At 71.3% G+C, this 24,214-nt stretch carries 24 protein-coding genes; 11 read left to right on the top strand and 13 right to left on the bottom strand.

Annotation, left to right across the window (positions count from 1 at the left end):
- Window positions 1-65 precede the first annotated feature (65 nt).
- Entirely contained in the window at window positions 66-767 is a 702-nt protein-coding gene (locus ACFY36_RS45470) for an SDR family NAD(P)-dependent oxidoreductase (protein ID WP_499752156.1), read from the top strand.
- On the opposite strand, the gene ACFY36_RS45465 is transcribed toward ACFY36_RS45470, so the two are convergent.
- Entirely contained in the window at window positions 764-1,453 is a 690-nt protein-coding gene (locus tag ACFY36_RS45465) for a dTMP kinase (protein ID WP_499752155.1), read from the bottom strand. The genes ACFY36_RS45470 and ACFY36_RS45465 overlap by 4 nt on opposite strands.
- 183 nt (window positions 1,454-1,636) lie before the next feature.
- On the opposite strand from ACFY36_RS45465, the gene ACFY36_RS45460 reads away from it, so the two are divergent.
- The 7 genes from ACFY36_RS45460 to ACFY36_RS45430 all read left to right on the top strand — a co-directional run bounded on the left by ACFY36_RS45460 (window position 1,637) and on the right by ACFY36_RS45430 (window position 6,834).
- Window positions 1,637-2,212: a nucleotidyltransferase gene (locus ACFY36_RS45460; RefSeq protein WP_499752154.1), complete on the top strand. Its 576-nt coding sequence runs from the start codon at window positions 1,637-1,639 to the stop codon at window positions 2,210-2,212.
- 13 nt (window positions 2,213-2,225) lie between these two features.
- Window positions 2,226-2,474 (top strand): hypothetical protein, encoded by a 249-nt coding sequence (locus tag ACFY36_RS45455; RefSeq protein ID WP_499752153.1) that lies wholly within the window; start codon window positions 2,226-2,228, stop codon window positions 2,472-2,474.
- Window positions 2,471-3,217: a metallophosphoesterase family protein gene (locus ACFY36_RS45450; protein WP_498695097.1), complete on the top strand. Its 747-nt coding sequence runs from the start codon at window positions 2,471-2,473 to the stop codon at window positions 3,215-3,217. The genes ACFY36_RS45455 and ACFY36_RS45450 overlap by 4 nt, the downstream gene beginning before the upstream one ends.
- A 39-nt stretch (window positions 3,218-3,256) precedes the next feature.
- Complete coding sequence (locus ACFY36_RS45445; RefSeq protein ID WP_179855124.1) at window positions 3,257-3,400, top strand: GPGG-motif small membrane protein; 144 nt, start codon at window positions 3,257-3,259, stop codon at window positions 3,398-3,400.
- 176 nt (window positions 3,401-3,576) lie between these two features.
- On the top strand, window positions 3,577-4,461 hold the full coding sequence (locus tag ACFY36_RS45440; protein ID WP_499752152.1) for an MHYT domain-containing protein: 885 nt from the start codon (window positions 3,577-3,579) through the stop codon (window positions 4,459-4,461).
- 21 nt (window positions 4,462-4,482) lie between these two features.
- On the top strand, window positions 4,483-5,199 hold the full coding sequence (locus tag ACFY36_RS45435; RefSeq protein ID WP_499752151.1) for an HD domain-containing protein: 717 nt from the start codon (window positions 4,483-4,485) through the stop codon (window positions 5,197-5,199).
- A gap of 9 nt (window positions 5,200-5,208) precedes the next feature.
- Window positions 5,209-6,834, top strand: coding sequence for a glycoside hydrolase family 13 protein (locus ACFY36_RS45430; protein WP_499752150.1), 1,626 nt, complete (start codon window positions 5,209-5,211; stop codon window positions 6,832-6,834).
- Here ACFY36_RS45430 and ACFY36_RS45425 read toward each other — a convergent pair.
- From ACFY36_RS45425 to xylA, 3 genes are read right to left on the bottom strand one after another with little or no spacing between them, the layout of a single operon-like run.
- The gene (locus ACFY36_RS45425) at window positions 6,742-8,208 is read right to left on the bottom strand and encodes an MFS transporter (RefSeq protein ID WP_499752149.1); all 1,467 of its coding nucleotides are present in this window, start codon (window positions 8,206-8,208) and stop codon (window positions 6,742-6,744) included. The genes ACFY36_RS45430 and ACFY36_RS45425 overlap by 93 nt on opposite strands.
- 9 nt (window positions 8,209-8,217) lie before the next feature.
- The gene (gene xylB / locus ACFY36_RS45420; protein WP_499752148.1) at window positions 8,218-9,618 is read right to left on the bottom strand and encodes a xylulokinase; all 1,401 of its coding nucleotides are present in this window, start codon (window positions 9,616-9,618) and stop codon (window positions 8,218-8,220) included.
- A gap of 12 nt (window positions 9,619-9,630) precedes the next feature.
- A complete protein-coding gene (gene xylA, locus ACFY36_RS45415) occupies window positions 9,631-10,818 on the bottom strand; it encodes a xylose isomerase (protein WP_499752147.1) in 1,188 nt (395 codons plus the stop codon).
- Window positions 10,819-10,967: 149 nt separating this feature from the next.
- Between xylA and ACFY36_RS45410 the strand changes: the two genes are divergently transcribed.
- Entirely contained in the window at window positions 10,968-12,005 is a 1,038-nt protein-coding gene (locus ACFY36_RS45410; protein WP_499752146.1) for an ROK family protein, read from the top strand.
- 47 nt (window positions 12,006-12,052) lie between these two features.
- On the opposite strand, the gene ACFY36_RS45405 is transcribed toward ACFY36_RS45410, so the two are convergent.
- Window positions 12,053-12,532 (bottom strand): MarR family winged helix-turn-helix transcriptional regulator, encoded by a 480-nt coding sequence (locus tag ACFY36_RS45405; RefSeq protein WP_499752145.1) that lies wholly within the window; start codon window positions 12,530-12,532, stop codon window positions 12,053-12,055.
- Between the two features lie 50 nt (window positions 12,533-12,582).
- Here ACFY36_RS45405 and ACFY36_RS45400 point away from each other — a divergent pair, with 50 nt between their 5' ends.
- Window positions 12,583-13,698, top strand: a complete 1,116-nt coding sequence (locus ACFY36_RS45400; RefSeq protein ID WP_499752144.1) for a PP2C family protein-serine/threonine phosphatase — start codon at window positions 12,583-12,585, stop codon at window positions 13,696-13,698.
- A 32-nt stretch (window positions 13,699-13,730) separates the two neighbouring features.
- Here the strand turns inward: ACFY36_RS45400 and ACFY36_RS45395 are convergent, their stop codons facing one another.
- From ACFY36_RS45395 to ACFY36_RS45380, 4 genes are all read right to left on the bottom strand, one after another.
- Window positions 13,731-15,443 carry a VWA domain-containing protein gene (locus tag ACFY36_RS45395; protein ID WP_499752143.1) on the bottom strand — a complete coding sequence of 571 codons (1,713 nt, stop codon included), beginning with the start codon at window positions 15,441-15,443 and terminating at the stop codon, window positions 13,731-13,733.
- A 211-nt stretch (window positions 15,444-15,654) separates the two neighbouring features.
- Window positions 15,655-16,704: a lactonase family protein gene (locus ACFY36_RS45390; protein WP_499752142.1), complete on the bottom strand. Its 1,050-nt coding sequence runs from the start codon at window positions 16,702-16,704 to the stop codon at window positions 15,655-15,657.
- Complete coding sequence (locus tag ACFY36_RS45385) at window positions 16,701-17,300, bottom strand: hypothetical protein (RefSeq protein WP_499752141.1); 600 nt, start codon at window positions 17,298-17,300, stop codon at window positions 16,701-16,703. The genes ACFY36_RS45390 and ACFY36_RS45385 overlap by 4 nt, the downstream gene beginning before the upstream one ends.
- A gap of 83 nt (window positions 17,301-17,383) precedes the next feature.
- The gene (locus tag ACFY36_RS45380; RefSeq protein ID WP_499752140.1) at window positions 17,384-18,148 is read right to left on the bottom strand and encodes a hypothetical protein; all 765 of its coding nucleotides are present in this window, start codon (window positions 18,146-18,148) and stop codon (window positions 17,384-17,386) included.
- Between the two features lie 171 nt (window positions 18,149-18,319).
- On the opposite strand from ACFY36_RS45380, the gene ACFY36_RS45375 reads away from it, so the two are divergent.
- Window positions 18,320-19,780 carry a BTAD domain-containing putative transcriptional regulator gene (locus ACFY36_RS45375; protein WP_499752139.1) on the top strand — a complete coding sequence of 487 codons (1,461 nt, stop codon included), beginning with the start codon at window positions 18,320-18,322 and terminating at the stop codon, window positions 19,778-19,780.
- On the opposite strand, the gene ACFY36_RS45370 is transcribed toward ACFY36_RS45375, so the two are convergent.
- From ACFY36_RS45370 to ACFY36_RS45355, 4 genes are read right to left on the bottom strand one after another with little or no spacing between them, the layout of a single operon-like run.
- Window positions 19,781-20,377 (bottom strand): GTP-binding protein, encoded by a 597-nt coding sequence (locus ACFY36_RS45370; protein ID WP_499752138.1) that lies wholly within the window; start codon window positions 20,375-20,377, stop codon window positions 19,781-19,783.
- Window positions 20,358-20,747, bottom strand: a complete 390-nt coding sequence (locus ACFY36_RS45365) for a DUF742 domain-containing protein (RefSeq protein WP_499752137.1) — start codon at window positions 20,745-20,747, stop codon at window positions 20,358-20,360. Before ACFY36_RS45365 ends, ACFY36_RS45370 begins: the two co-directional genes overlap by 20 nt.
- Window positions 20,737-21,156: a roadblock/LC7 domain-containing protein gene (locus ACFY36_RS45360; protein ID WP_097319743.1), complete on the bottom strand. Its 420-nt coding sequence runs from the start codon at window positions 21,154-21,156 to the stop codon at window positions 20,737-20,739. The genes ACFY36_RS45365 and ACFY36_RS45360 overlap by 11 nt, the downstream gene beginning before the upstream one ends.
- Window positions 21,157-24,177 carry a sensor histidine kinase gene (locus ACFY36_RS45355; protein ID WP_499752136.1) on the bottom strand — a complete coding sequence of 1,007 codons (3,021 nt, stop codon included), beginning with the start codon at window positions 24,175-24,177 and terminating at the stop codon, window positions 21,157-21,159.
- Window positions 24,178-24,214 lie beyond the last annotated feature (37 nt).

The raw sequence follows: 24,214 nt of genomic DNA, 5'->3' as shown, positions 1-24,214 counted from the left end.
TGCTCCGGCGAGTGACCCACCGTTCGACAACGGTTCGGACATCCCGAACCATCCGGATGGCCGGGGTGACGAAGAACACAGCGGGAGGGCACATGGGCGAGGGCACGGTTCTGATCACCGGCGGGGCCGGTGGCATCGGCTCGGCGGCGGTCGAGAGATTCGTGGCGGAGGGCTGGCGGGTGGTCGCCCCGATCCGTCCGGGGTCGTCCGGACGGCTGCCGAAGGGTGCCCTGGCGGTGGAGGCCGACCTCCGGAACGAGACGGATGTCACCACGGCCGTGGAGGCCGCGGCGGCCGAGAACGGCGCTCCGCTGCGCGCGGTGGTCAATCTGGCCGGTGGATTCACGGTCGGCGGGCTGATCGCCGAGACGCCGATCGCCGGGCTCGACGCGATGCTCACGGCCAACCTGCGGCCGACCTATCTGGTCACCGCGGCCGCCCTCCCCCACCTGGTGGCGGCCGGCGGCGGCTCGGTGGTCTGCGTGGCGGCGCGGGCGGCCCGGGCGCCGTTCCCGGGCGGGTCCGGCTACGCGATCTCCAAGGCGGCCGTGGTGGCCTTCGCGAACGCCGTGGCGACCGAATACAAGAAGAGCGGCGTGCGGTGCAACACGATCCTGCCCGTGGTCGTGGACACGCCGGCCAACCGGCGGGACATGCCGGACGCGGACTTCAGCAAGTGGCCGAGCGCCGAGGAGATCGCCTCGGTGCTGCTCTTCCTCGCCTCGGACGCCTCGAAGCCGACCACCGGCGCGGAACTACCCGTTTAGAGAAGCTCCGCGAACTGGTAGCCGACGACGGTGAGCATGCCGGCCAGCGCGGCCGCGCCGGCCAGGAGCAGGCCGCGACGCCGGGCCACCGGGCTGGAGGCGAGCGCGGCGTGCAGGGCCGCGGAGACCTCGTCCGGGGTGCCGTTGGCGTCGATCACCACGAACGACGCGAACTCGGGCAGTGAGCGATAGGCGGCGTCGGCTGCGGTGAGATAGGCCATCGACTCGTGGTCGTAGCCCCGGGCGTCGATCCGCCGCTGGGCCACCGCCGGGTCGACGGCCAGCAGGAAGGTCACGTCCGGGCGCGGGAAGAGGCGGTAGGCGAGGCGGGCCCGGCGCTCGGCGGCGGGACGGGCGCCCCGGGCCCGCAGGCTCGCGTATTGGCAGTAGGCATAGCGGTCCATGACCACGACGCCGCCGGTGAGCACACGCCACAGCAGCGTGCGCAGCATGGCCAGCCAGCGCAGCACCGACTCGACGAAGAGCATGCCGCGGCGGCCGATCAGGTCGTCGGCGTCGCTCCGGCCGAGGCGGACGGCCACTTTTCCGACCCAGTGGCGACCGCCCGCGTTGCGCCGGTAGACGGCGGGCAGGCCGGCTGCGGCGAGCTCATCGGCCAGCCGGTGCGCCTGCGTCGTCTTGCCGGAGCCGTCGATGCCGATCAGGGCGATCGTGCGAAGGGTCATGCCAACCAACGGTAACCGGCAGGTGCACATCGGGTTTTCCGGCGACGGCGCTCAACTCCGTACCAAAATGGGGGTTGCAGTGGGTTTTGCCCGAAGATCCCCGAGGTCGGCGGTTCAAACGCGGGGGCGCCCGGGTAGTCGTAATCGGCACGGGACCGCATACGCCGACAGGGGGAGAACGTCATGCCGCACCAGGTGGACGAGGGCCTGGCCACCACGTTGAAGAAGGTCGCCTCGACGCTCAAGGCCGCGGCCATCCCGTTCGCTCTGGGCGGGAGCTTCGCGGTATGGGCGCACGGCGGCCACTCCAGCGACCACGACGTCGATTTCCTGCTCCGTGAGCAGGACAAGGAGCAGGCGCTGGCCGAGCTGGCCAAGGCCGGCTTCCGCACCGAGCAGCCGCCGGAGGACTGGCTGGTCAAGGTCTACGACGAGGACCGGATGGTCGATCTGATCTACCGGCCGGTCGAGACGCCGGTGACCGACGAGACGCTGCGCGACACCGAGCAGATCTCGGTCGAGGCCATCTACATGCCGGTGCTCTCGGCCAGCCAGCTGATGATCCACAAGCTGCTCAGCTACAGCCAGCACTACTGCGATTTCGCCACCGGACTTCCGGTGGCCCGGTCGCTGCGCGAGCAGATCGACTGGGACCGGGTCCGGCGGGAGACGAGCAAGTCACCGTATGCCGAGGCGTTTCTGATCCTGCTGGACCGGCTGGACGTCGTCCCGCTGCCGGAGGCGCTGGCAACCAAATGAAGGGCCGGGACCTATGACGAATGACATCGATCTCGAGGCCGAGATCCAGCGGCTGCTGACCGAGCACGACCGGATCGCCGAGCAGGGCATCACGGTCCAGCGCCGGGAGCACTCGATCGTGCTCGGCGGCGAGGTGGAGAGCACGCAGCGCCGGGACGAGATCTGCCGGCAGATCACCACGCGTTTCCCCGAGGTGGAGATCACCTGCGACATCGGCATCACGCGGGCACAGGCGCCCAGTGAGGTGGAGGAGATTTCATGATCCGGATCGCCGCCGTGGGCGACGTCCACGTGGACAAGGACGTGGTGGGCCGTTACCGGCCCGCCCTCGAGGAGCTGCCGGACCGCGCCGACGCGCTGCTCGTGGCCGGGGACCTGACCCGGCACGGCACCGTCGAGGAGGCCCGGTGCTTCGCCAAGGAGTTCGGCGGCCTGGCCGTTCCGGTCGTCGTGGTGCTCGGCAACCACGACCATCAGAGCGATCTTCAGGACCAGGTCACCGACGTGCTCCAGGACTCCGGCATCACCGTGCTGGAGGGCGCCGCGACGGTGCTGGAGATCAACGGGCACCGGCTCGGCATCGCCGGCACCAAGGGCTTCGGCGGCGGGTTCGCCGGGGCGTGCGCCAGCAACTTCGGCGAGCGCGAGATGAAGGACTTCGTCGGCACCTCCGAGCGGTACGCGGCCGCCCTCCGCGAGGCCCTGCACTCGGTCGAGGCGGACGCGCTGGTGGCCCTCACCCACTACGCGCCGGTGCCGGAGACGCTCACCGGTGAGCCGCTGGAGATCTACGCGTTCCTCGGCTGCTACCAGCTCGGCCAGGCCATCGACTCGGCCCCCACCACGCTCGCCCTGCACGGGCACGCACACCATGGATCGGAGCGCGGCCGTACGCCCGGAGGGGTGCCCGTACGCAACGTCGCGCACCCGGTGATCAAGCAGGCGTACAACGTCTATCAGCTGCTCAGCGGCGAGATCGAATCGTCACTTACGACCGTCGGATAAACACGTTTCCGAAATCGGGCACCCGGGTATCTGAGGCGTATGGACGTACTCCTTTGGATCCTCGCAGTCATCCTGGTGGTCGCCGGTATCCTCGCCCTCTTCCGGCGGCAGCTCCTCTGGGGAATCGTGCTGATCATCGTGGGCCTGCTGGTCGGCCCCGGCGGCGTCAGCATCTTCACCTGATCCCCCGCTACGACAACCTCAATCCCCCGGTAAACCACAGAGCCGGGGCCACCTGAACGGGTGGCCCCGGCTCATCTCGTGGGGGTGCCGCACTCGCCGTGCGATGACCTTCCCCCGATTGCTGACTGAATCACTCGCGGAAATCTTTCGATCTTTTCTCGCGAGGTGGCTCTGTCGTGGCCGAGGTCCATCACTTCACGTACGGCGTCTTCAATCCGCTGGCCGCCTATCTGCTGGCCTTTCTGGGCTCGTTCTTCGGCCTGCTGGGCACGGCGCGAGCGCGGGACGCCCGCACGCGGGGCCGGCGCAACCGCTGGCTGGTCATCTCAGCCTTCGCGATCGGCGGCGGCGCCATCTGGCTCATGCACTTCGCCGCCATGCTCGGTTTCGAGGTGCCGGACAGCCCGGTGCGCTTCGACATCCCGATGACCGTGCTGAGCCTGGTCTTCGCGGTGGCCGCGGTCGGCACCGGCCTGCTGATCGTCGGGCACGGCCGGCGCAGCCTGCCCAAGGTGATCGCGGCCGGCGTGCTGACCGGCGGCGGGGTGCTCGCCATGCACTACACCGGCATGTACGGCATGCACGTGGCCGGCGACATGCGCTACAACCTGGCCCTCGTCGTCGCCTCGGCGATCATCGCGGTGGTCGCGTCGACGGTGGCGCTCTGGTTCGCCATCTCGGTCCGCGGCTGGGCCCCGATCAGCGGCGCCGCCGCGATCATGGGCGTCGCGGTCTGCGGCATGCACTACACGGGCATGGCCGCGATGTCGGTGCACCTCGACCCGCTCGGCACGGTCGTGGTCGACGGCTTCCGGCCGCTCACCATGATCGTGCCGATCACCCTGATCACCGCCGCCACCATCGTCGGGGTGGCGCTAAGCGCGCTGCAGGCGATGACCGAGGAGGAGTTCACCGACGGCGCCGGCACGCCGCGCCGGGGCGTGCACGCCGAGAACGCGGGCGCCGTCCCGTGGTCGCTCAAGCAGGCCACGATCGCCACGCCGACCGTGCGGCGGCCCTCGCCGCGCCCGGTTCCGATGCGCACACCCACCAACGGCTGACGTGTCCGGTACGTTCTCGGCATGGCGCCACGGATGTTGCTGTCGATGCCGCTGCACGCGATCACCGAGGTGTACGGCGAAGCCGGCCTCCGCGAGCGGTTGCTGCTCGAGCTCGAGTCGTTCCCGGACGACGAGCGGGAGCGGCTGGTCGAGGCGCTCGACCTGGCGGCGCGACTGCACGCGAACGATCGACGGGTGCGCGAGCCCTATCTGAACCACCTGCTCCGGGTGGCCATCCGCATCATCAAGTACTACGGGGTCCGCGACGTCGACGTGCTCACCGCGGCCCTGCTGCACGACGCCGTCGAGGACCATCCGGCCGAGCTGGCCGGCCGTGCCACCGGCACCTATCAGGAGCTGACCGACGCGGCGATCGCCGAGCTGGCCCGCCGCTTCGGCCCGCGCACGGCCGAGCTGGTCCGTTCGGTCACCAACCCGGAGTACGACCCTCGCCGGGACCGCCACGAGCAATATCGGCAGCACGTGGCGGACAACCTGGAGCGCGACCCGTGGGCCCGGGTGATCAAGGTCTCGGACTTCACCGACAACGGGGTCGGCGTCGTGCACACCACCCCGGAGAAGGCGTTCAAGGCGGCCGTGAAGTACCGCCCGCTCGTCCCCAAGCTCCGTGAGCTGGTCGGCCGCCCGGACACCCCGCTGTCGATCGCGGCCAAGGACCACATCCTTGATCAGCTCGACCTGGCCGAGGAACGATTCGCGGCAATCCTCGACGATTAGCCTGGGGTTATGCCCCGCACTGAACACTGGTGGCGCGACGCCGTCATCTACCAGGTCTATCCCCGCTCGTTCGCCGACAGCGACGGCGACGGGATGGGCGACCTGCCCGGCATCACCGGGCGCCTGCCCTATCTGCGAGACCTCGGCATCGACGCCGTGTGGCTCTCACCGTTCTATCCGTCCCCGCAGCACGACGCCGGCTACGACGTGGCCGACTACCGCGGGGTCGACCCGCGCTTCGGCGACCTCGGCGACGCCGACAAGCTGATCGCCGAGGCGCACCACCTGGGGCTCAAGCTCATCGTCGACCTGGTGCCCAACCACACCTCCAGCGAGCACGAGTGGTTCCGCGCGGCGCTGGCGGCGCCGAAGGGCAGCCCGGAGCGGGCGCGCTACATCTTCCGCGACGGCAAGGGCCCGGACGGCTCGGAGCCGCCGAACTCGTGGCAGAGCGTCTTCGGCGGCCCGGCCTGGGAGCGGCTGCCGGACGGTCAGTGGTATCTGCACCTGTTCGACGTCACCCAGCCCGACCTCAACTGGGACAGCCCGGAGGTCCGGTCGGAGTTCGTGGACATCCTGCGGTTCTGGCTCGACCGGGGCGTCGACGGCTTCCGGGTCGACGTCGCGCACGGCCTGATCAAGGACAAGGACCTGACCGACTGGACGTCGACCAGCCAGATCCTGGGCGGCCTGGAGCCGGCCGGCCCGCCGCCGCCGATGTGGGACCAGGAGGGCGTCCACGCGATCTACCAGCAGTGGCGCTCCGTCCTCGACGAGTACGAGGGCGGTCGCATCCTGGTCGCCGAGGCGTGGGTGCAGCCGGCGTCGCGCCTGGCCCGCTACGTGCGGGCCGACGAGATGCACCAGGCCTTCAACTTCCCCTATCTGGACGCCCCGTGGGCCCCGGTGCGGCTGGCCGAGATCATCGACGAGTCGCTGGCGGCCAACGACGAGGTCGGGGCGACCACGACCTGGGTGCTGTCCAACCACGACGTGGTGCGGCACGCGACCCGGCTCGGCTATCCGGTCGGGCAGGCGCGGATGCACGGCATCGGCGCCGGGGACCCGCAGCCGGACACGGCGCTCGGCCTGCGCCGGGCCCGGGCGGCCACGCTGCTGATGCTCGGGCTGCCCGGCTCGGCCTACCTCTACCAGGGTGAGGAGCTGGGGCTGCCCGAGCACACGACGATGGCGGACGAGTTCCGTGAGGACCCGGCGTGGGAGCGGTCGGGGCACACCGAGCGGGGCCGGGACGGCTGCCGGGTGCCGCTGCCGTGGGAGGCCGACGCCCCGTCGTACGGCTTCGGGCCCTCGGACCAGAGCTGGCTGCCGCAGCCCGCCGTCTGGGCCGAGTACGCGGCCGACCGTCAGCAGGGTGTTCCCGGCTCGACCTGGGAGCTCTACCGGACCGCGCTGGCCACCCGCCGAGAGCACGGCCTCGGCAGCGGCACGCTGAGCTGGTCTCGCAAGTCTGACAAAGTACTGGAATTCCGGAATGCAGACCTGCTGGTGGTGACCAATTTCGGCGAGGAGAGCGCCGAGCTACCGGCCGGGGCCACCGTCCTGCTGAGCAGCGAGCCCCTCGACGGCGACGGGCGGGTCCCCGCCGACGTCACCGTCTGGGCGATGCTCTAGCTGGGCCGCGCGGGCCAGCAGGGCGGCGTGTGTATCGGACATGTCCTTCGCCACCGTCCTGCTGGCCAGCCAGAACATGACCCCGGTGGGCACCCAGAACAGCTGGAAGGCGGCCAGGCCGACCGCGTAGTTGAGCGGCGGCGGGAAGGCGCCGGCCAGCCCGCGGAAGGCCACCGCCACCATCGCGTTGCCGCCGGCCCGGCCGAAGCCGTTGACCAGGTTGCCGAGGCTATAGACGGTGCCGCGATGCTCCGGCGGGTTGACGTCGGCGATCAGCGCGAACCAGTTCGGCGAGTTGGCCGAGGTGAGCATCAGCGCGAAGACGGCGGTGGCCAGGCACAGGCCGACCGTGGGCGAGGTGAAGACGCTGCCCAGCACGGCGCCGACCACCGCACCCGTGCTCCCGCCGTCCGGGACGTCGATCTCCATCGGCACGAAGAACAGCACGATGTAGAAGGGCACCGCGGCCAGGACGCCGACCGCGGCGACCAGGGCGCGGCCCCGGGGCGTACGCCGCTGGAGCCGGTCGCCGGCCAGGCCGCCCAGGATCGAGAGCGCGCCGCCGAGCTGGAAGAGGGTGGCGAAGGCGCTGCCCACCAGCACCGCCGTGCCGGCCGTATATCCCTGGTCCTCGGCCCGGGAGCGGAACAGGACGGGCAGCCAGACCAGCGAGCCGAGCGCGATCTGGGCCGTGCTGCCCTGCAGGATCAGCCAGATGTTGGTGCGGCGGCGCAGGATCACCGGCAGGTGGTCGTGGTGGATCCGCTCGTCGTAGTCGACGCCGGCCAGCTCGGGCTGGCTGTCGCCACGGGGCACGTTGTACGTGAACAGGTAGGCCACTCCCGCGACCACGCCGACAGCCGCGGTGACCAGGAACGGCTCGCGCCAGTCGGTGTGGCCGAGGAAACCGCCGACGAGGGTGCCGGCGAGCGTGCCGACGCCCTGGGAAAGGCCCCAGAAGCTCATCACGAGGCCGCGGCGGCGCGGCGAGATCAGGTCGCTGACCACGGCGAAGCTCACCGAGGCGACCGCGCCCAGGCCGAACGAGGCGACGATCTGAGCGGTCAGGAAGCTGCCGTAGCTGCCGGACAGGCCGGACCAGGCGGTGCCGGCCACCCAGATGGCCGTGCCGAGGATCAGCACCGGCTTGCGGTCGGTGCGATCCCCGGCGTACGCGAACCCGATCGCCGCCACCGCGCTGATCAGGAACATGATCGTGGTGGCGAGGGCGATGCGGGCCTCGCCGACCCCGAAGGCGTCCCCGATGCTGCCGTAGAGCGGCGGCACCAGGCCGATGGCGACATTGTCGAGCGAGGCGAGGACCACGAAGACCACCACGCTGTACGCGCGATGGGCGCTCCCGCCTCTGCTCACCCGCAAAGGTTAGCGGGGCTTATCGACAACCGCGTTCTGAGCGGCCGCGTATTGCTGCCGAATGAGAGGAACGGGCGTGGCCTCGTACGTCTCGGGCGGCTCGGCCGACCACACCGGCGGCTCATCGCCGCCGAGCGCCACCCAGGCCGCCTGACGGGCCGCGCCATCGGCCACGTACTCACCCGGCGGCGGGACCAGCACCGGCAGTCCGAACAGCTCGGGCGCGACACGGCGGACCGCCTCGCTGCGCGCTCCGCCGCCGACCAGCACGATCCGGTTGGCCGTGGCACCGTTGGCGACCAGGGCGTCCAGGCCGTCGGCGAGCGCGCAGAGCATGCCCTCGACGGCGGCCCGGGCCAGGTGGGCCGGGTCGGACGTCTTCAGGGTCAGGCCGTGAATCGCGCCGGTGGCATCGGGGCGGTTCGGCGTGCGCTCTCCTTCGAGGTACGGGATGAGCACGAGCCCGTCCGCACCGGCGGGCGCGCTGAGAGCGAGCCGGGACAGCTCGGCGTGGTCGACGCCGAGCAGCTTGGCCGCGGCGTCGAGCACCCGCGCCGCGTTCAGCGTGACCACGATCGGCAGGAACCGGCCGGTGGTGTCGGCGAACCCGGCCACCGTGCCGGTCGGGTCGCTCGGCGAGACGTCGGACGACACGAAGACCGTGCCCGACGTGCCGATCGAGACGATGACGTCGCCGGTGCCGGCGCCGGTGCCGAGGGCGGCCGCCGCGTTGTCGCCGGCGCCCGGTCCGAGCGGGGCGCCGTTGGGCAGATGCCCGGCGATGCCCTGGGGCCCGAGGACCTCGGGAACCTTGATGCGCCGACCGAAGCCCAGCTCGAGCAGGTCGAGCCGGTATTCGTTGGTCCGCGCCGACCAGTAGAGCGTGCCGCTGGCGTCGCTGCGGTCGGTCCTGATGTCGTCGATGTTCGTCGACCCGGTGAGCTTCCAGGTCAGCCAGTCGTGCGGCAGGCAGACCGCGGCCACCCGGGCCGCGTTCTCCGGCTCGTTGCGGGCCAGCCACCGCAGCTTGGTCAGGGTGAAGCTGGCGACCGGCACGATGCCGACCGCCTCGGCCCATTTCTCGCCCCCACCCAGCTCCTGGATGAGGTCGGCGGCCGCGCCGGCGCTGCGCGTGTCGTTCCACAGCAGCGCCGGGCGGACCACCTCGCCGTTCTCGTCGAGCACCACCATGCCGTGCTGCTGGCCGGCGACCGAGGCCGCGGCCACGTCGTCCAGGCCACCGGCCTGCTCGATCGCCTCCTGCAGGGCCGCCCACCAGGCGTCCGGGTGCACCTCGGTGCCCTCCGGATGGCTCGCCCGGCCCTGACGGACCAGCTTGCCGGTCTCCGCCTCGCGGATGACCACCTTGCAGGACTGGGTGGAGCTGTCGATCCCGGCTACGAGGGTCATGTCTTCCCTAACTCAGTTCGCGCGGAGAAGGTGGTCGATGGCCAGCTGGTGCAGCTTCACGAAACCGTAGCCCTGGGCGCCGGCCGCGTCGACGTCGTACTCCTCGAAGGCGCCCTTGTCGTTGAGCAGGTCCTGGTAGGTCTCGCCCGGGTTGAGGGTCGGCGTCTCGAGCTCGAGCACCTTGCTGGCGCGCAGCGCCTCCTGCACGGCCGGGTCGGCCCGGAACTCCTGCGCGCGCTCCTTGAGCAGCAGGTACATCCGCATGTTGGCCTTGGCCGACTCCCACACGCCGTCGAAGTCCTCGGTGCGCGACGGCTTGTAGTCGAAGTGGCGGGGGCCGTCGTACTTGGGGCCACCGCCGATCGGGCCGTGCTCGAGCAGGTCGACCAGGGAGAACGCGTTGAGCAGGTCACCGTGGCCGAAGACCAGGTCCTGGTCGAACTTGACGCTGTGCTGGCCGTTCAGGTCGATGTGGAAGAGCTTGCCCTGCCACAGCGCCTGGGCGATGCCCTGGGTGAAGTTGAGGTTGGACATCTGCTCGTGACCCGTCTCCGGGTTGATGCCGAACAGCTCGGGGCGCTCCAGCTCGTACGTGAAAGCAATCGCGTGACCGAGGGTCGGCAGCAGGATGTCGCCGCGGGGCTCGTTCGGCTTGGGCTCGATGGCGAAGCGCAGGCCGTAGCCCTTGTCCTCGGAGTACTGCGCGACGAGGTTGAGGCCCTCGCGGTAGCGGTCGAGGGCGGCGTTGATGTCCTTGGCCACGTCGTACTCGGCGCCCTCGCGGCCGCCCCAGAGCACGAAGGTCTTGGCGCCCATCTCGGCCGCGAGGTCGACCTGGCGCAGCACCTTGCGCAGCGCGTAGCGCCGGACCGAACGGTCGTTGCTGGTGAACGCGCCGTCCTTGAAGACCGGGTGGCTGAACGTGTTCGTGGTGACCATCGGGACGATCAGGCCGGTCTCTTCGAGGGCCTTCTTGAACCCGGCGATGATGCCGTCGCGAGTCTGCGCGTCGGCGCCGAACGGCACCAGGTCGTCGTCGTGGAACGTGATGCCGTACGCACCGAGCTCGGCGAGCTTGTGCACGGCCTCGACCGGGTCGAGGTGGGGACGCGTGGCCGAACCGAACGCGTCCTGGGCCTGCCACCCGACCGTCCAGAGGCCGAATGAGAACTTGTCTTCGCGTGTGGGCTGGACCGGCACGGTTACCTCCACGTAACAGCTCGGATTTGTTTAGTGGTTGAATTATTTGGCGGCCGTGTGGCATTGTCAAGGCCGTGAACGGTCGTCTGAGAAGTCCTTCCCGGGCGCCCGTCCGTCAATCGAGCGTGCGGGCCCACAATCTCGCACTGGTGTTGCAGACAGTGGTAAACAACGCAGATCGCCCGTCCCGGGCCGCGATCGCCGGCGCCACCGGTCTCACCCGCGCCACGGTCAGCGCCCTGGTCGACGACCTGATCGCCGGCGGCCTGCTCACCGAGCACGGCCCCGCGCCCCGCAGCGGCGCCGGACGGCCCGCCACCGCGCTCGCCCTCTCCCCCGACGGCCCGGCCGGCCTCGGCCTGGAAATCAACGTCGACTATCTGGCGGCCTGCGTGGTCGATCTCACCGGGGCCGTGCGGCATCGCTTCATGGACCGCTCACCCACCCTGGCCGGGCTGGGCGAGCTGGCCGCGCGGGCCCGCGCGGCCGCCGCCGAGGACGGCCTGACGCTGGCCGGGGCCGCGCTGGCCGTGCCCGGTCTGGTCGCTCCCGGCGGCCTGGTCCGGGTCGCGCCCAACCTCGGCTGGCAGGACGTCGACCCGATCGCCTATCTGCGCGGGACGCCGGCCCTGGCCGACCTGCCGATCACCGTCGACAACGAGGCCAACCTGGCCGCCCTCGGCGAGCTGCGGGCCGGCGACGGCGAGCCGACCTTCGTCTACGTCTCCGGCGAGGTCGGCATCGGCGCCGGCATCGTGATCGACGGCGACCTCTACCGCGGCGGGCGCGGCTGGAGCGGTGAGATCGGCCACGTCACCGTCTATCCGGACGGGCGCCCCTGCCGCTGCGGCGCCAACGGCTGCCTGGAGCAGTACGCGGGCGCCACCATGGTCGCGGAGGATCCGGCGCTGGCCGCCTCCGCGCTCGGCATCGCCCTGTCGGCCGTGGTCAACCTGCTCGACCTCGACGTGATCGTGCTCGGAGGCGGATACGCGCCGCTGTTCACCGAGCTGAGCCCCGGCATCGAGGCCGAGCTGCGCCGGCGGGTGCTGACCGCCGGGCTCGCCCCGGTCACGTTGCGGCCGGCCAGCCTCGGCGCCGACGCGGCCGTGCGCGGGGCGGCCGACGCGGTGATCCGGGCCGTGCAGGACGATCCGGCGGCGTGGCTCGCGCTTCAGGCCGCCTGAGCGACGTGGCCCGTGCTGCAGCCCGCCTGAGCGGCGTGGCTCGCGCTTCAGGCCGTCTGTGCGGCGGCGGACTCGCCGCTCTCGCCCGAGGCGGCGGCGAACTCGGTGAGCCCCCGCAGCAGCGCGGCCCGTCCGGCGGGCGACATCTTCTCGAGCACCGTGGTCATCGACTGGCGGCGGATGCGCCGCAGCTCGGTCAGCAGCGCCCGCGAGGCCGGGGTCAGATAGAGCGCGATCTCGCGCCGGTCGGCCCGGCCCGGCACCCGCTCGACCAGGCCCGAGGCGACCAGCCGGTCGCAGAGCCGGCTGGCCGACGACAGCAGCATGGACAACTCGGCGGCCAGACCGCCGAGATTGAGGCCCTCGGACCGCTCGACGGCGAGCAGCGCGCTCAGCTGCACGGACGACAGACGTGGGGTCACCTGCTCGCGGGACACGTCCCAGGCGAGCAGCAGGGCTTGCGCCGCGTCGTCGATCGCCGCGGCGTGCATCGGGTCCGGCCCGTCCGGCCCCTGGTAAACGGCCATGGTGCAGCAGAGACTACCGGTACGGGCCGATCTGTTCGAGGAGGTCGCCATTGATCGACAGGCTACAAGCGGTCCGGCGGGCGTTGTCCGAGGCGGCCGCCGACGTCGTACCCGAGCGTCTGGCCGGCGCCCTGGCGAACGCCTATGCCCTCGACGACACCGAGGTCTACCTGGTCGACTATCGGCTCGCGGCCCTGTTGCCGCTGCTCGGTGGCGAACCGGTCACCCACCCCGGCGACCCGGCCTGGCGCAGCTTCGACCATCAGTCCGAGGTGATCGACGACGCCGCCGTCCACCTGCCGGTCACCGCCCGGGGTGAGCGGATCGGGGTGCTGCGGGCCGCGCCGGTCCCGGACGACCCCGACCGGCGGGGCGAGCTGGCCGAGATCGCCACCCTGCTGGGGCACGAGTTGCAGTCCGCGGCGGCCGGCACCGACCGCTACCGGACGGCGGCCCGCACCAAGCGGCTCACCCTCGCCGCCGAGATGCAGTGGGAGCTGCTGCCCGGTCGCAGCCGGGTCCGGCCCTCGTTCAGCCTGGCCGGGCAGCTCGAGCCGTCGTACGCCGTGCGCGGCGACAGCTTCGACTGGGCCGAGCACGACGGCCGGCTCTTCCTGAGCGTTCTCAACGGGATGGGCGACGGCGTGCAGGCGGCCCTGCTCACGGCGCTGGCCACGTACGCGCTGCGCAACGCCCGGCGGGCCGGGATCGGGCTGGCCGACCAGGCCGCCCTGGCCGACCAGGCGGTCTATGCCCAGCACCGCGGCGGCCAGTACGTCTCGGCCTTGATGCTGGAGGTCGACCTGGCCACCGGCGAGGTGCTGGCGGTCGACGCCGGGTCACCCCAACTGTTGTTCCTGCGCGACGGCGTTGTGACCGAGCACAAGCTGGCCGCGCAGTTCCCGCTCGGCATGTTCGAGGACACCGACTATCGGGTGCAGGCCTTCACGCTGCGCCCCGGCGACCGGCTGATGATCGTCAGCGACGGCGTCCATGAGGCGGTCACCGGGGCGGCGCTGGCCCGTTTCGTACGGCATACCGGGTCCCTCGCCCCGTTGCAGGCCGTCCGGTCACTTCTTGGTGACATGCGGACCCACCTGGAGGACGCGGATCTCGAGGACGACGCGGTGGCCGTGTGCCTCGACTGGCCGGGGCCGCTCCTCTGAGAGGAACGGCCCCGGGTCACGCTGTTCGGCGGTCAGCCGGTGGCGCCGGTGCGGCGGCCGATCGCCTCGGCGAAGATCGACGCCATACGCGCCGGGTCCTTCGCGATGAAGACGCCGCCGGCCGGGGTGACCTTGACGATCTGCTGGAGGACCGGCTCGTCGATGCCGTCGCCGATACCGATGATCACCAGGCGGACCGGCTCCTTCGGGTCGTTCAGCTTCTTCAGCTCGGCCAGGAGCTTCTCCTTGCTGATGCCGTCGGGGTTCTCCTCCTTGCCGTCCGTGAAGAGGATGACCGAGTTGACCTTGCCGGGCTGGTACGTCTTCTTGACCTCGCCGTAGGCGGCCAGGATGGTGTCGTAGAGGCCGGTGTCGCCGCCCGACTTCGGCACGATCTGCGGGATCGCGCCCGCGATCTGCGTGCGGGACGAGGCCAGCGGCTTGATCGACTGGACCTGCTTCCAGGGCTTCTTGCCGTTCATCTCGGTGGAGAACAGCCACACGCCGACGGCCCACTTGTCGTCGAACATGCTCAGGCCCGCGGCCGCGGCTTTCTGGGTCACGAGGGCCCGGGACTGGTTGTTGGCCGAGGGCACGGGGTCCTTCATCGAGCCCGAGACGTCGAAGACCGCGAGCACCCGGCCCGGCTGCGTGATGGCGTTCCAGCTGCCGAGCACCTGGGCCAGCGTGCTGGCGTCGAGACCGGCCGCAGCCGTGCCACCGGCGTTCTCGCCGCCGCCGGCCGCCGGCTTGGTGACCGCCGGCGAGGCGTCGGGCGCGCCGAGCGGCCGGGAGAAGCCGGCGCCGAACGAGCCGTCGGGAGCCCGCAGGCCGGCCGCGCCCAGCGCGTTCTTGAAGGACGCGCTCGCGAGCTGGGTCCGCAGACCCTCGGCGACCTTGGTCTTCTGGAGGTCGACCTCGGGCATCACCGCGTACGGGTAGTCGAGCGGCAGCGGGCTCGGGTTGAGGTAGAGCGCGACCAGCGGAACGGCCGGCTTCTCGGCGTTGTACGCGACCACGTCCTCCTCGGACAGCGGCGCGGCGCCGAGGCTTTGCGCGATGTCGTTCGGATCGGCCGATTTCGGGAATTTCTGGAGCAGATCGTCGCGCAGGGCCGAGGCGCTGTTGGCCAGTCCCTTGATCGCCGAGACCTTCGTCGACTGCGCCTTCTCACCCGAGCCGGCCGCCTGGCCGAGCGCGAGCAGGCCGGCCAGGCCGGCGGCGTCGAGCGACGGGTTGACGATGCCCGTGTTGAGGGTGGTGCTGGTCAACATCTGGTTGAGCAGCGTGCCCCAGCTCAGCTCTTTGTCGGGCCAGCCGATCCTCTCGGCGATCGGCTTGGGCATGGCGACCACGACGGGACTCTGCGCGATCGGTTTCTGGTCGGTGGGAGCGAAGCCCGGCGCCTCGGCCTTGAGCCGCAGCAGCCAGGTCGACGAGTCGGGGATCCACACGTCCGGGACCTTGACCGACTCGGGCGCGGTGCCGAGCCCGGTCAGCTGGACCTTGTGCTCGCCGGCGACTGCGGCGGCCATGGTCGACGAATTCGTATTGACGACGCTGACTGCGACACAGGTGCCGTCGACATTAGCGCCGTCCTGTACCCAGCGTTGCGCAGCTTGATCAACTGCGGGCTGGATCTCGTTGGCGGCGGCGACGGTCAACCGGATCGAACCGGTGCACCCCTTGTCGGAAAGCTGCTGGTAGCCGAGGTACGACCCGGCCAAGACGACGACTATCGCCATCGCGGCTCCGACGACGCCAGCTCCTCTTGCATTGAAGTTTCTACGATGGCGGCCTGACACGCGCTCGATTGTGCGCATCACCGAAGGCGAATGCCATATACGTTCGGGCGAAAGTTACTCGGATTGGGATTGTTGGCACCCTGCGTGACCGACGGTGATGACGTCCTCTCGATCAGCTACCGCGCACTGACCGTTTTCTTCCGGTTAACCTCTATGCCTCTTTTGTCGTGATCGTCCAGCGCAGCAGGGCCGTGGGGCTGGCGACGGCGGTCGGCTCGCCCTGCTGGACGGGCACTCCGGTCTCGGCGTCGATCCGGAACGTGGTGACGCTCTGTGATCGCTGGTTGGTTACGTAGAGGTGATCCCCGAGAAGGATCATGTGGCGCGGCCAGTCACCGCCCGTGGGCGTCTCGGCCACCAGCGTCGCGTCGTCGCCGTCCCAGGCGAACGTGGCGATCGTGTTGGCGCCACGGTTGGCCACGTAGACGAAGCGGCCGTCGGCCCGCACGATGAGCTCCGAGGGAAAGTTGTCACCCTCGGCCGTGGTCGTCGCGGCCTCACCGGCCGGCTCGAGCGTGCCGTCCACCGCCGGGCGCCACCAGCTCAGCGTGCCGGAGAGCTCGCCCACCAGCATCAGCGCGCCGTCCGGCGTCCAGCGCAGGTGGCGCGGGCCGGTGCCGGGCTTGGCGGTCACGGCCGGGGGCAGCATCGTCAGCCGGCCCGCCACCGGGTCGAGCCGGGTACGCCACACGCGGTCGGAGCCCAGGTCGGCGATGAGCACGTCGTCGCGCACGGGCACGACCATGTGGGCGTGCGGGCCGGCCTGCCGGTCGGCGACCGGGCCCTGGCCGGCCAGGCCGAGCAGGTCGGAGCGCTCGCCGGGAGCGCCCTCGGCGTCGAGCGGATGCACGGCGACCGAGCCGCTCGCGTAGTTGGCGACCAGCAGGAACCGGCCGTCCGGGGTGACCGACAGGTGGGCCGGGTCGCCGCCGCCGGTCGGCTGGACCGACAGCGGGGTCAGGCCGCCGTCCGGCGAGACGGTGAACGCGCTGACGCTGCCGTCCGGGTCGAGCTCGTTCACCGCGTACAGGATCGGCCGGCTCGGATGCTGGGCCAGGAACGACGGCGACGGGGTGCGTACGGCCGTGCCCAGGTGGGTCAGGACGCCGGTCGCCGGATCGCGGCGCAGCAGAGCGATGCCCTCGCCGTCGCCACCCTTGTCGCCCGTGTAGCCCCCGACGAAGATCAGCTCATCGCTCATGTCCTGAATCCCATCACAAGTTCGCGCGCCGCTCGACGGCAGCCCGTTTCCAGAGTCAGTTCGACGCTCGACTCGAGGACGTCCACCGGTTCCGGGCGGCGGGCCGTGCCGGCGTTGCGGATCACCCGGGCAACCGAGCCCACACATCCGGGATAGCGGTCGGCCAGTGCCAGGCCGTCGATCAGCCGGGACAGCGGCACCGCCACGCCGGTCTCGGCCGTGCCCATCGCCGCCAGCAGGAGCTCGGCGTGCGCGCTGCCCACCTCCGCGAGGTCGGCGGTCACGCTCGGCGGGTCCGAGGCGATCGAGGCGTACGGGAAAGAAGCGAGCCGCCCGTCGGAACTCCACAGATGGAGGCGGCGGACGCGCGGGCTCGCGTGCAGGCGCCAGCCCTTCCCTTCGAGGAACAAAGGCCAGCGACTGCAGTGGTACGCCTCGACGGCCTTCGCCCATTCGGCGGCCACACCCCACTCGTGCAGGCAGCTGACGTGGCACGGCCCGGCGATCACCCCGGCCCCGCCGGCGGCCATCCAGGGCAGCAGGGTCCAGTCGTGGCCGGTCAGGCCCAGCACCAGACGTCCGCAGAGTTCGCACATGTTTCTTCGCGGTTCCTCATGGACCGGGGCGGCCGCGCGGACCCCCGTTGATCCGCGCGACCGCCTCGGCGATCCGGGGTGTGTCAGCTGTTCAGAAGGTCGTAGACGGCCTCGGTCGGCTTGGCCGTGTCGGCCGGGACCGTCGGTGTGGTCGTACGGCCGTACCCGGCGTACGTCACCCTGTAGTTGACCGGCTTGGCCTTGCCCGCCGCCGGGATCTTGACGAGAAGGATGCTCAGGTGGCCCTCGGGGCCGACGACAGCCTCGAACGGCACCGCCTTGGCCCGCTCGCCGAGGGCGGTCAGAGTGGCGTCCTCGACGATCTCGGCCTCGGTCGAGGCGGTCAGGTCGGTGGTGCCGGCGTAGTGGTCCGGGCTGGTCACCCGCACGTCGTCGGACGACCGGATGATCAGATCGGCGTAACCGGGGTCGAGCTCGTCCTCGTAACCGGTCGGCACATCGTCCGGGTTCTTGATCTTCTTGGGGTCGATCGGCATCCACTTCTTCGGCAGTGCCGGGAATCCCGGGGCGCCGGTGAGCGAGACGCGCATCCAGCTCTTGTCCTCGATGAGCAGAGCGGACATCGACAAGGTGACGCCGTCCTCGGCGTGCGTGACCTTGAACTGGGTGGTCTTCTTCGGAGCGTCGAGCATGCCCGCGATCGGCTGGACGGCGCCCTTGACGTCGAACGCGTACGCCTCGGTGTTCTCGTCCGGGACGGTCTTCAGGAGGGTTTCCCGCGGTGACTCCGCGAGGACCTTGGCGGGTTCGTCGGCGAGAAGGCCGCAGCCGGAGACGGACAATGCGAAGGCAGCGGCGAGGCCGAGGGTGAGCTTGGAGGTCTTCATCAGTCGTGTTCTTTCGGTCGGCTCGGGTTGCTTGCCCTGAAGCCTCCGGGAGGGTGCTGCCGTCGCTCTGCGGTTATGCTGCTGCCCGCTGCCGTTCCACTGCCGAATGACGTTCGCGCAGCTCAATCGGGGGGTGCCGCGCTGCGATTCGAGATACTCGGCGATGTTCGGGTGCTGCGCGAGGGCACGCCGGTCGATCTGGGGCCGGCGAAGCAGCGCGCCGTGCTCGCCGTCCTGCTGCTGCACGCCGGCCGGCCGGTGCCGACCCACCAGATCGTCGACGCGGTGTGGGGCGACGACCCGCCGGAGAACGGCGCCAACGTGGTGCAGAAATACGTGGCGGGCCTGCGCCGCGTCCTCGATCCGTCGCGCGCCCCGCGCACGCCGGGCGAGTTGCTGGCCCTGACCGGCAGTGGCTACGTCCTCCAGATCACCGGCCGTTCCCGCGATGCCTCCCGCGACGCCTCCCTCGATGCCTCCCTCGACGCCGACGAGTTCATGGCAACGGTGACGGCGCCGTCGTCGTCACCCTCGGATCTGCGCACGGCGCTGGAACTGTGGCGGGGTGAGGCGCTGGCCGGGCTGACCGGGCCGGTCTTCGAAGCGGCCCGGGCACGGCTCGCCGAGGCCCGGGCGACGGCGTGGGAGAGGTGGGCCGAGCTCTCGCAGGACCGCGATCCGGCGCTGATCCCGGAGCTGACCCGGCTGATCGGGGAGTTCCCGCTGCGCGAAGGGCTGCGGGCGCAGTTGATGATCGCGCTCTACCGGAGCGGGCGGCAGGCCGAGGCGCTGGCGACGTTCCGGGAGGCCCGCAGCTATCTGCTGGACGAGTTCGGCATCGAGCCGGGCGAGCTGCTCCAGGAGACGCACCGGACCATCCTGCGCGGGGAGCCCGGGCCGCCTGCCGTGCCGGCGCCCGAGCCGCCACCGGGACCGCCTGCCGCGCCGGCGCCCGTTCCGTTTTCTCCGGCTCCGGCTCCGGCTCAGCCCGGTCCGGCCGCTCCCCTGCCCTTTCCGGGCCTGTCCGGAACCGGGCCGCCGATTCCGTACCTCGAAGTGGTCTTCGCGGCCGGGCTTCCGCTGGTGACGTTGTCGCTGGGGTCGTGGATCTACTTCGCGGTGGCGGCGGCCCGGCACCGCGACCGGCGGCTGCTGATCCCGGCCGCCGTCTACTTCCTCGCGGTGGTGGTGGCGGTGATCGCCATGGGTGTCGACCCGACGCCCATCGAGGAGCCGGAGAGTGTGGCCGAGAACATCGGCATCCTCACCTTCCTGGTCACGATCTTCGCGTCGTCGGTGCACGGCGCGGTGATCGCCACCCATTCGGCCACGCGGTCACGAGAGTGGTACCTGCGCGAGCAGTTCCGGCTGTTCGCGGCGCTCGACCCGGCGCGGGCGCGGCACGCCGGCGTGGGACGGGCCGGCGTCTCCCGCCCCTACGACGACGGTGGCCTCATCGACATCAACCACGTGGCGGTGGACGACCTCGTACGGCACGCCAAGCTCCCGCCGGCCGTGGCCGCGGGCATCGTCGCCGGGCGGCCGTTCCGCCGGCCCGACGAACTGGTGCACCGGCGGCTGCTCACGGCCAAGGCGTTCCGGAAGCTCGAACCGCGCCTGATCGCCCTCTGACTATCTCGAGGCCGACGTCAGCTGGCGGCGGGCCACGTATTCGACCAGCTCGATGAGAACGTTGCGGGCGGCCTGAGGCTCGCGGGCGTCGAACAGGACGACCGGCACGTCACCGTCGAGATCGAGGGCGCGGGACACGGCGTCGGCGCCGAACCGCTGCTCGGACTCGAAGCAGTTGACCGCCACCACGAACGGGGTGCCACGCTGTTCGAAGTAGTCGATCGAGGGGAAGCAGTCGGCCAGGCGGCGGGTGTCGGCCAGGACCACCGCGCCCAGGGCGCCCTGCGACAACTCGTCCCACAGGAACCAGAAACGGTCCTGACCGGGAGTGCCGAACAGGTACAGCTGCAGGTCCTCGGTGATCGTGATGCGGCCGAAGTCCATGGTCACCGTGGTGGTGGTCTTGGTCTCGACGCCGTCGACGCTGTCCGCGCCCTCGACGCCGGTCAGGACCTCCTCGGTCTGCAGCGGGCGGATCTCGCTGACCGAGCCGACCATTGTGGTCTTGCCGGCGCCGAAACCGCCGGCGATCAGGATCTTGAGCGCGACCGGGATGCGGCCCTCGCGGCCGCCACCGTCAGAGCGCACGGAGTCCATTGACAACCGCCTTGAGTACGTCGACGTCGTGCGGCTGGGAGGCCGCCGGGGGTTCGTACAGCGAGATGAGCCCCGCCGAGCGTAGATCACCGAGCAAAACCCGGACCACACCGATCGACAGGTCGAGGCCGGCGGCGAGCTCCACGATCGAGATGGGCTCCCAGGCCGCGGCGACGATCGCGTGGTGCTCGGGCTGGAGGGACGTGCCCTCGCCGGCCGGCCCGCCGGTGGTCGCGACGACGAAGGCGACGAGATCGAGCTCGCCGCCGTCGGGCACCACGCGGCCCTGGGTCATCGCGTACGGGCGCACGACCGGCCCGGCCTCGTTGTCGAGCCAGTCGTGCGCCACGCGGTTGAAGTCAGCCGGCATCGGACGGTGCCACCGCCGAGCGCTCCGGCGCGCTCATGTTCTGGCCGACGCGGGTCACCAGCATGGCCATCTCGTAGGCGATCAGGCCCAGGTCGGCGTCGCTGGAGGCGAGCACGGCCAGGCAGGCGCCGTGCCCGGCGGCGGTGACGAAGAGGAAGGCCGACTCCATCTCGACCACCGTCTGGCGCACCGGCCCGGCCCGGAAGTGGCGGCTGGCGCCCTTGGCCAGGCTCTGGAAGCCGGCGGCCATGGCCGACAGGTGCTCGGCGTCCTCACGGCGCAGACCGGCCGAGGCACCCATCAGCAGGCCGTCGGCGGAGAGGACGACCGCCTGCTGCGCCGTGGGCACCCGCTCGACCAGATCGTCGAGGAGCCAGGTGAGGTTCGCGCTCTGCTTCGTCTGTGTCACTTATGCGTCCTTTTCCGGCCGTGTCACGTCGTTGCTTTCGGGATCGGCCGCGCTCTCTCCGCCCCCGGACTTCTGATCGCGGGCGATCGCCGCGTTCACGATCGCCGGGAAACTGACGGTAGCCGCATCCGCAAAGGATCCGCCGTTCGAGGGACGTTCGTTGCCCGTGTCGTCCGGATTAGACCGTTCTTCAGAAACGGAATCCGTTGCACGAGAGGTCTTTGAGTGGCTATTCCGCTCCGGGGAGTTACCGAGATAGCGGGCGGCGTCGATGCGTCCACGGGTCGTTCCGGATTGGAGGGCGCTCATGATGCTGCGGACCTGCTCGGGCGAGCGGAGGGTGGCCGAGGGCTCGTCCTCGGCGGCCGGCGGCGGAGCACCGGCCTGGCGGCGAAGCTGCGCGGCGATGCTGGCCTGGCGGACGCGCTTGGGCAGCCCGTCCTCGGTCTCCGCCAGCGGCGCCCCGGGCGAGGTCGGCGTGATGGCGGGCGAGGTGCGGGCCGCCGGCGCCGGGCGGGCGTCCGGTGTCAGACCCGCCGGCGGCGCCGGTTGGGCCCCAGGCGCCGGGCGTGCCGGCGGCGCAGCCGGCGAGGTGGGAGCGACGAACATCGGCGCGGCGGAGGTGGGCGCCGCCGAGGGCGCTCCCGTCGGCAGCGCGGTCGGGAAGAGCGGCGCGGCCGAGGTCGGCATGACCGACGAGACGGACTCGGCCGCTGCCGTGCTGGGTGTCGGGTCTGGTGTGGGGCGCATCGTGGGGGCGGTGGCGCCGGCCACTGTGTCCGCGGCGTCGGTGGTGGCCAGGTCGATCGGGCGGCGGACCCGCTTGCGCTGGACCAGGCCCTCCTCGGTCAGGCCCTCGGCGATGACGCTCGGCGACGGGCCGCCGGCGGTGGCCGGGGCGCGGTGCTGGCCGCCGGCCGGCTCCGGCTCCGGCTCGGCCGAGGACGGGGTGGTCGGGGACGGGGTGGCCGTGCCGTTGATGGTCACCGGGCGGCCGGGGACCGTGAGCTGGCGCAGCTCCTCGGTGCCCTGCCACTGGAGCTCGGCCAGCGAATGCCGGGACGGGTCGTCGGTGCCGGAGCCGACCAGTGGACGGTCCTTGCCCGCGGCGGGCAGTGCGGTCAGGCCCGCGCCGGGCGCCACCAGATCGCCGGGCACCAGCACGATCGCGGTCACGCCGGCGTACGCGGACGCGCGCAGCGACACCCGGATGCCGTGCCGGTTGGCGAGCTGGGCCACCACGAACAGGCCCAGGCGCGCGCTGTCGGCCGGGTCGAAGTCGGGCGGCTCGACCAGGCGGCGGTTCGCCTCGTCGATCGCCTCCGTGGTCATGCCGAGACCCCGGTCCTCGATCTCCATGGCGTACCCGTTGGGAAGAACTTGACCCGAGACCTGGACCCTCGTGTGCGGAGGCGAGAACGAGGCCGCGTTCTCCAGCAGCTCGGCCAGTAGGTGGATCACGTCGCCGACCGCGCGGCCGAGCACCGACGCCGACTCGACCGAGCGGATGTCGACCCGCTTGTAGTCCTCGACCTCGCTGATCGCGCCGCGGATCACGTCGATCACCGGCACCGGGTTGCGCCAGCCCCGGCCGGGCGCGGCGCCGGCCAGGATGACCAGGTCTTCGGCGTGGCGCCGCATGCGGGTGGCCAGGTGGTCGACCCGGTAGAGGTCCTCCAGCTCCTGCGGCTCGGTCTCGCGCCGCTCCATCCGGTCGAGCAGCGCGAGCTGGCGGTGCAGCAGCGTCTGGCTGCGCCGCGCGATGTTGAGGAACACCTCGTTGAGGCCGCGCCGGACGCTCGCCTCCTCGACCGCCGACTGCACGGCCGTACGCTGCACCTCGTTGAAGGCCTGCCCGAGCTGGCCGATCTCGTCGTGGCCGTACGCCAGCGGGGGCGTCTCGACGTTCACGTCGACCTCTTCGCCGCGCTGGAGGCGGCGGACCACGGTCGGCAGCCGCTCGGTGGCCATCTCGCGGGCCTCGCCGTGCAGGCGGCGCAGGCGGCCGACGATCGAGCGGCCGACCCGCACCGAGAGGTAGACCGAGAAGGCCAGGGCGGCCAGGCCGAGAATCGCGGCCAGGCCGAGCCGGACCAGGATGTTCTCGGCCAGCGGGCGGGCCCGGTCGGTCAGCGAGTCGGTGGCCGCCGTCTCGAACTCGCGCAGCTCGCGGGCGGCCGCCACATAGGTGGGCCGGAACTCGCCGCTGCTGACCGGTGAGACGACGCCGTCGCGGCTCTGCTGGACCAGGGCCGTGAGCAGCGCGTCGAGGCGGCTGAAGGTGTCGCCGCCGCTCATCTCGTTGTACGCGGTGCGGTCGCTCGCCGCCATGTCCTCGACGCCACGGCTGAGCAGGAAGCGGGCGGTGCCGACGTCCTGGATGAGCTGGCCGCGCGTCTCGGGGTCGAACAGGCCGCGTGCGGTGGCCCCGCCGACCAGGGCGTCGACCCGGCTCAGATATTCCTGGCCCTGCCCGACGGTGGTGAGCGCGCGCAGCTCGCGGTCGATCCGCTCGTCGTCGAAGGTGGCGGTGGCGGCGAAGGTCTGGAAGCCGGAGGCGATGACGCTGTTGTAGAAGTTCTGCCCGCCGATCGCGTCCATCGCGCGGCGGTTGATGTGGTCGCGGTTGCCGGCCAGGCTGTCGAGCTGGGTGAAGAACTGGCCGACGCGCGAGCGCAGCGCGTCGCTGGCGGCGCCGAGCGCCCGCTCGCTGCCGGCCTGGCGGCGGAAGTCGGCGATCGCCCGGTCGGTGGCGGCCCGCTGCTCGGTGAGGGTGCCCGGGATCGGGCCCTTGGCCGAGAGGTATTCGACCGTGAAGAGCCTCTCGCGCTGGAGGTGGCCGACCAGCTCGATGCCGGGGTTGCCGATCGTGTCGAGCACCGTGCGGGCCGACAGCAGGTTGAACGCCGGGCCGGCGGTGAGCGCGGTCGCGAACAGCCACAACGCCAGCAGCGCGGTCAACGGCACGGCGGCCAACGCGATGATCTTCGAACGGATCGACCAGTAGCGGGTGGTTCTCATCAGGGCTCCGACCGAGGGCTCGGCGACGGCGTACGCC

This window comes from Actinoplanes sp. NPDC000266 (genome assembly GCF_042899005.1).
Classification (GTDB): domain Bacteria; phylum Actinomycetota; class Actinomycetes; order Mycobacteriales; family Micromonosporaceae; genus Actinoplanes.
The sequence above is the reverse complement of the archived record's forward strand: the minus strand, read 5'-3'. Positions and strand labels throughout refer to the sequence as shown.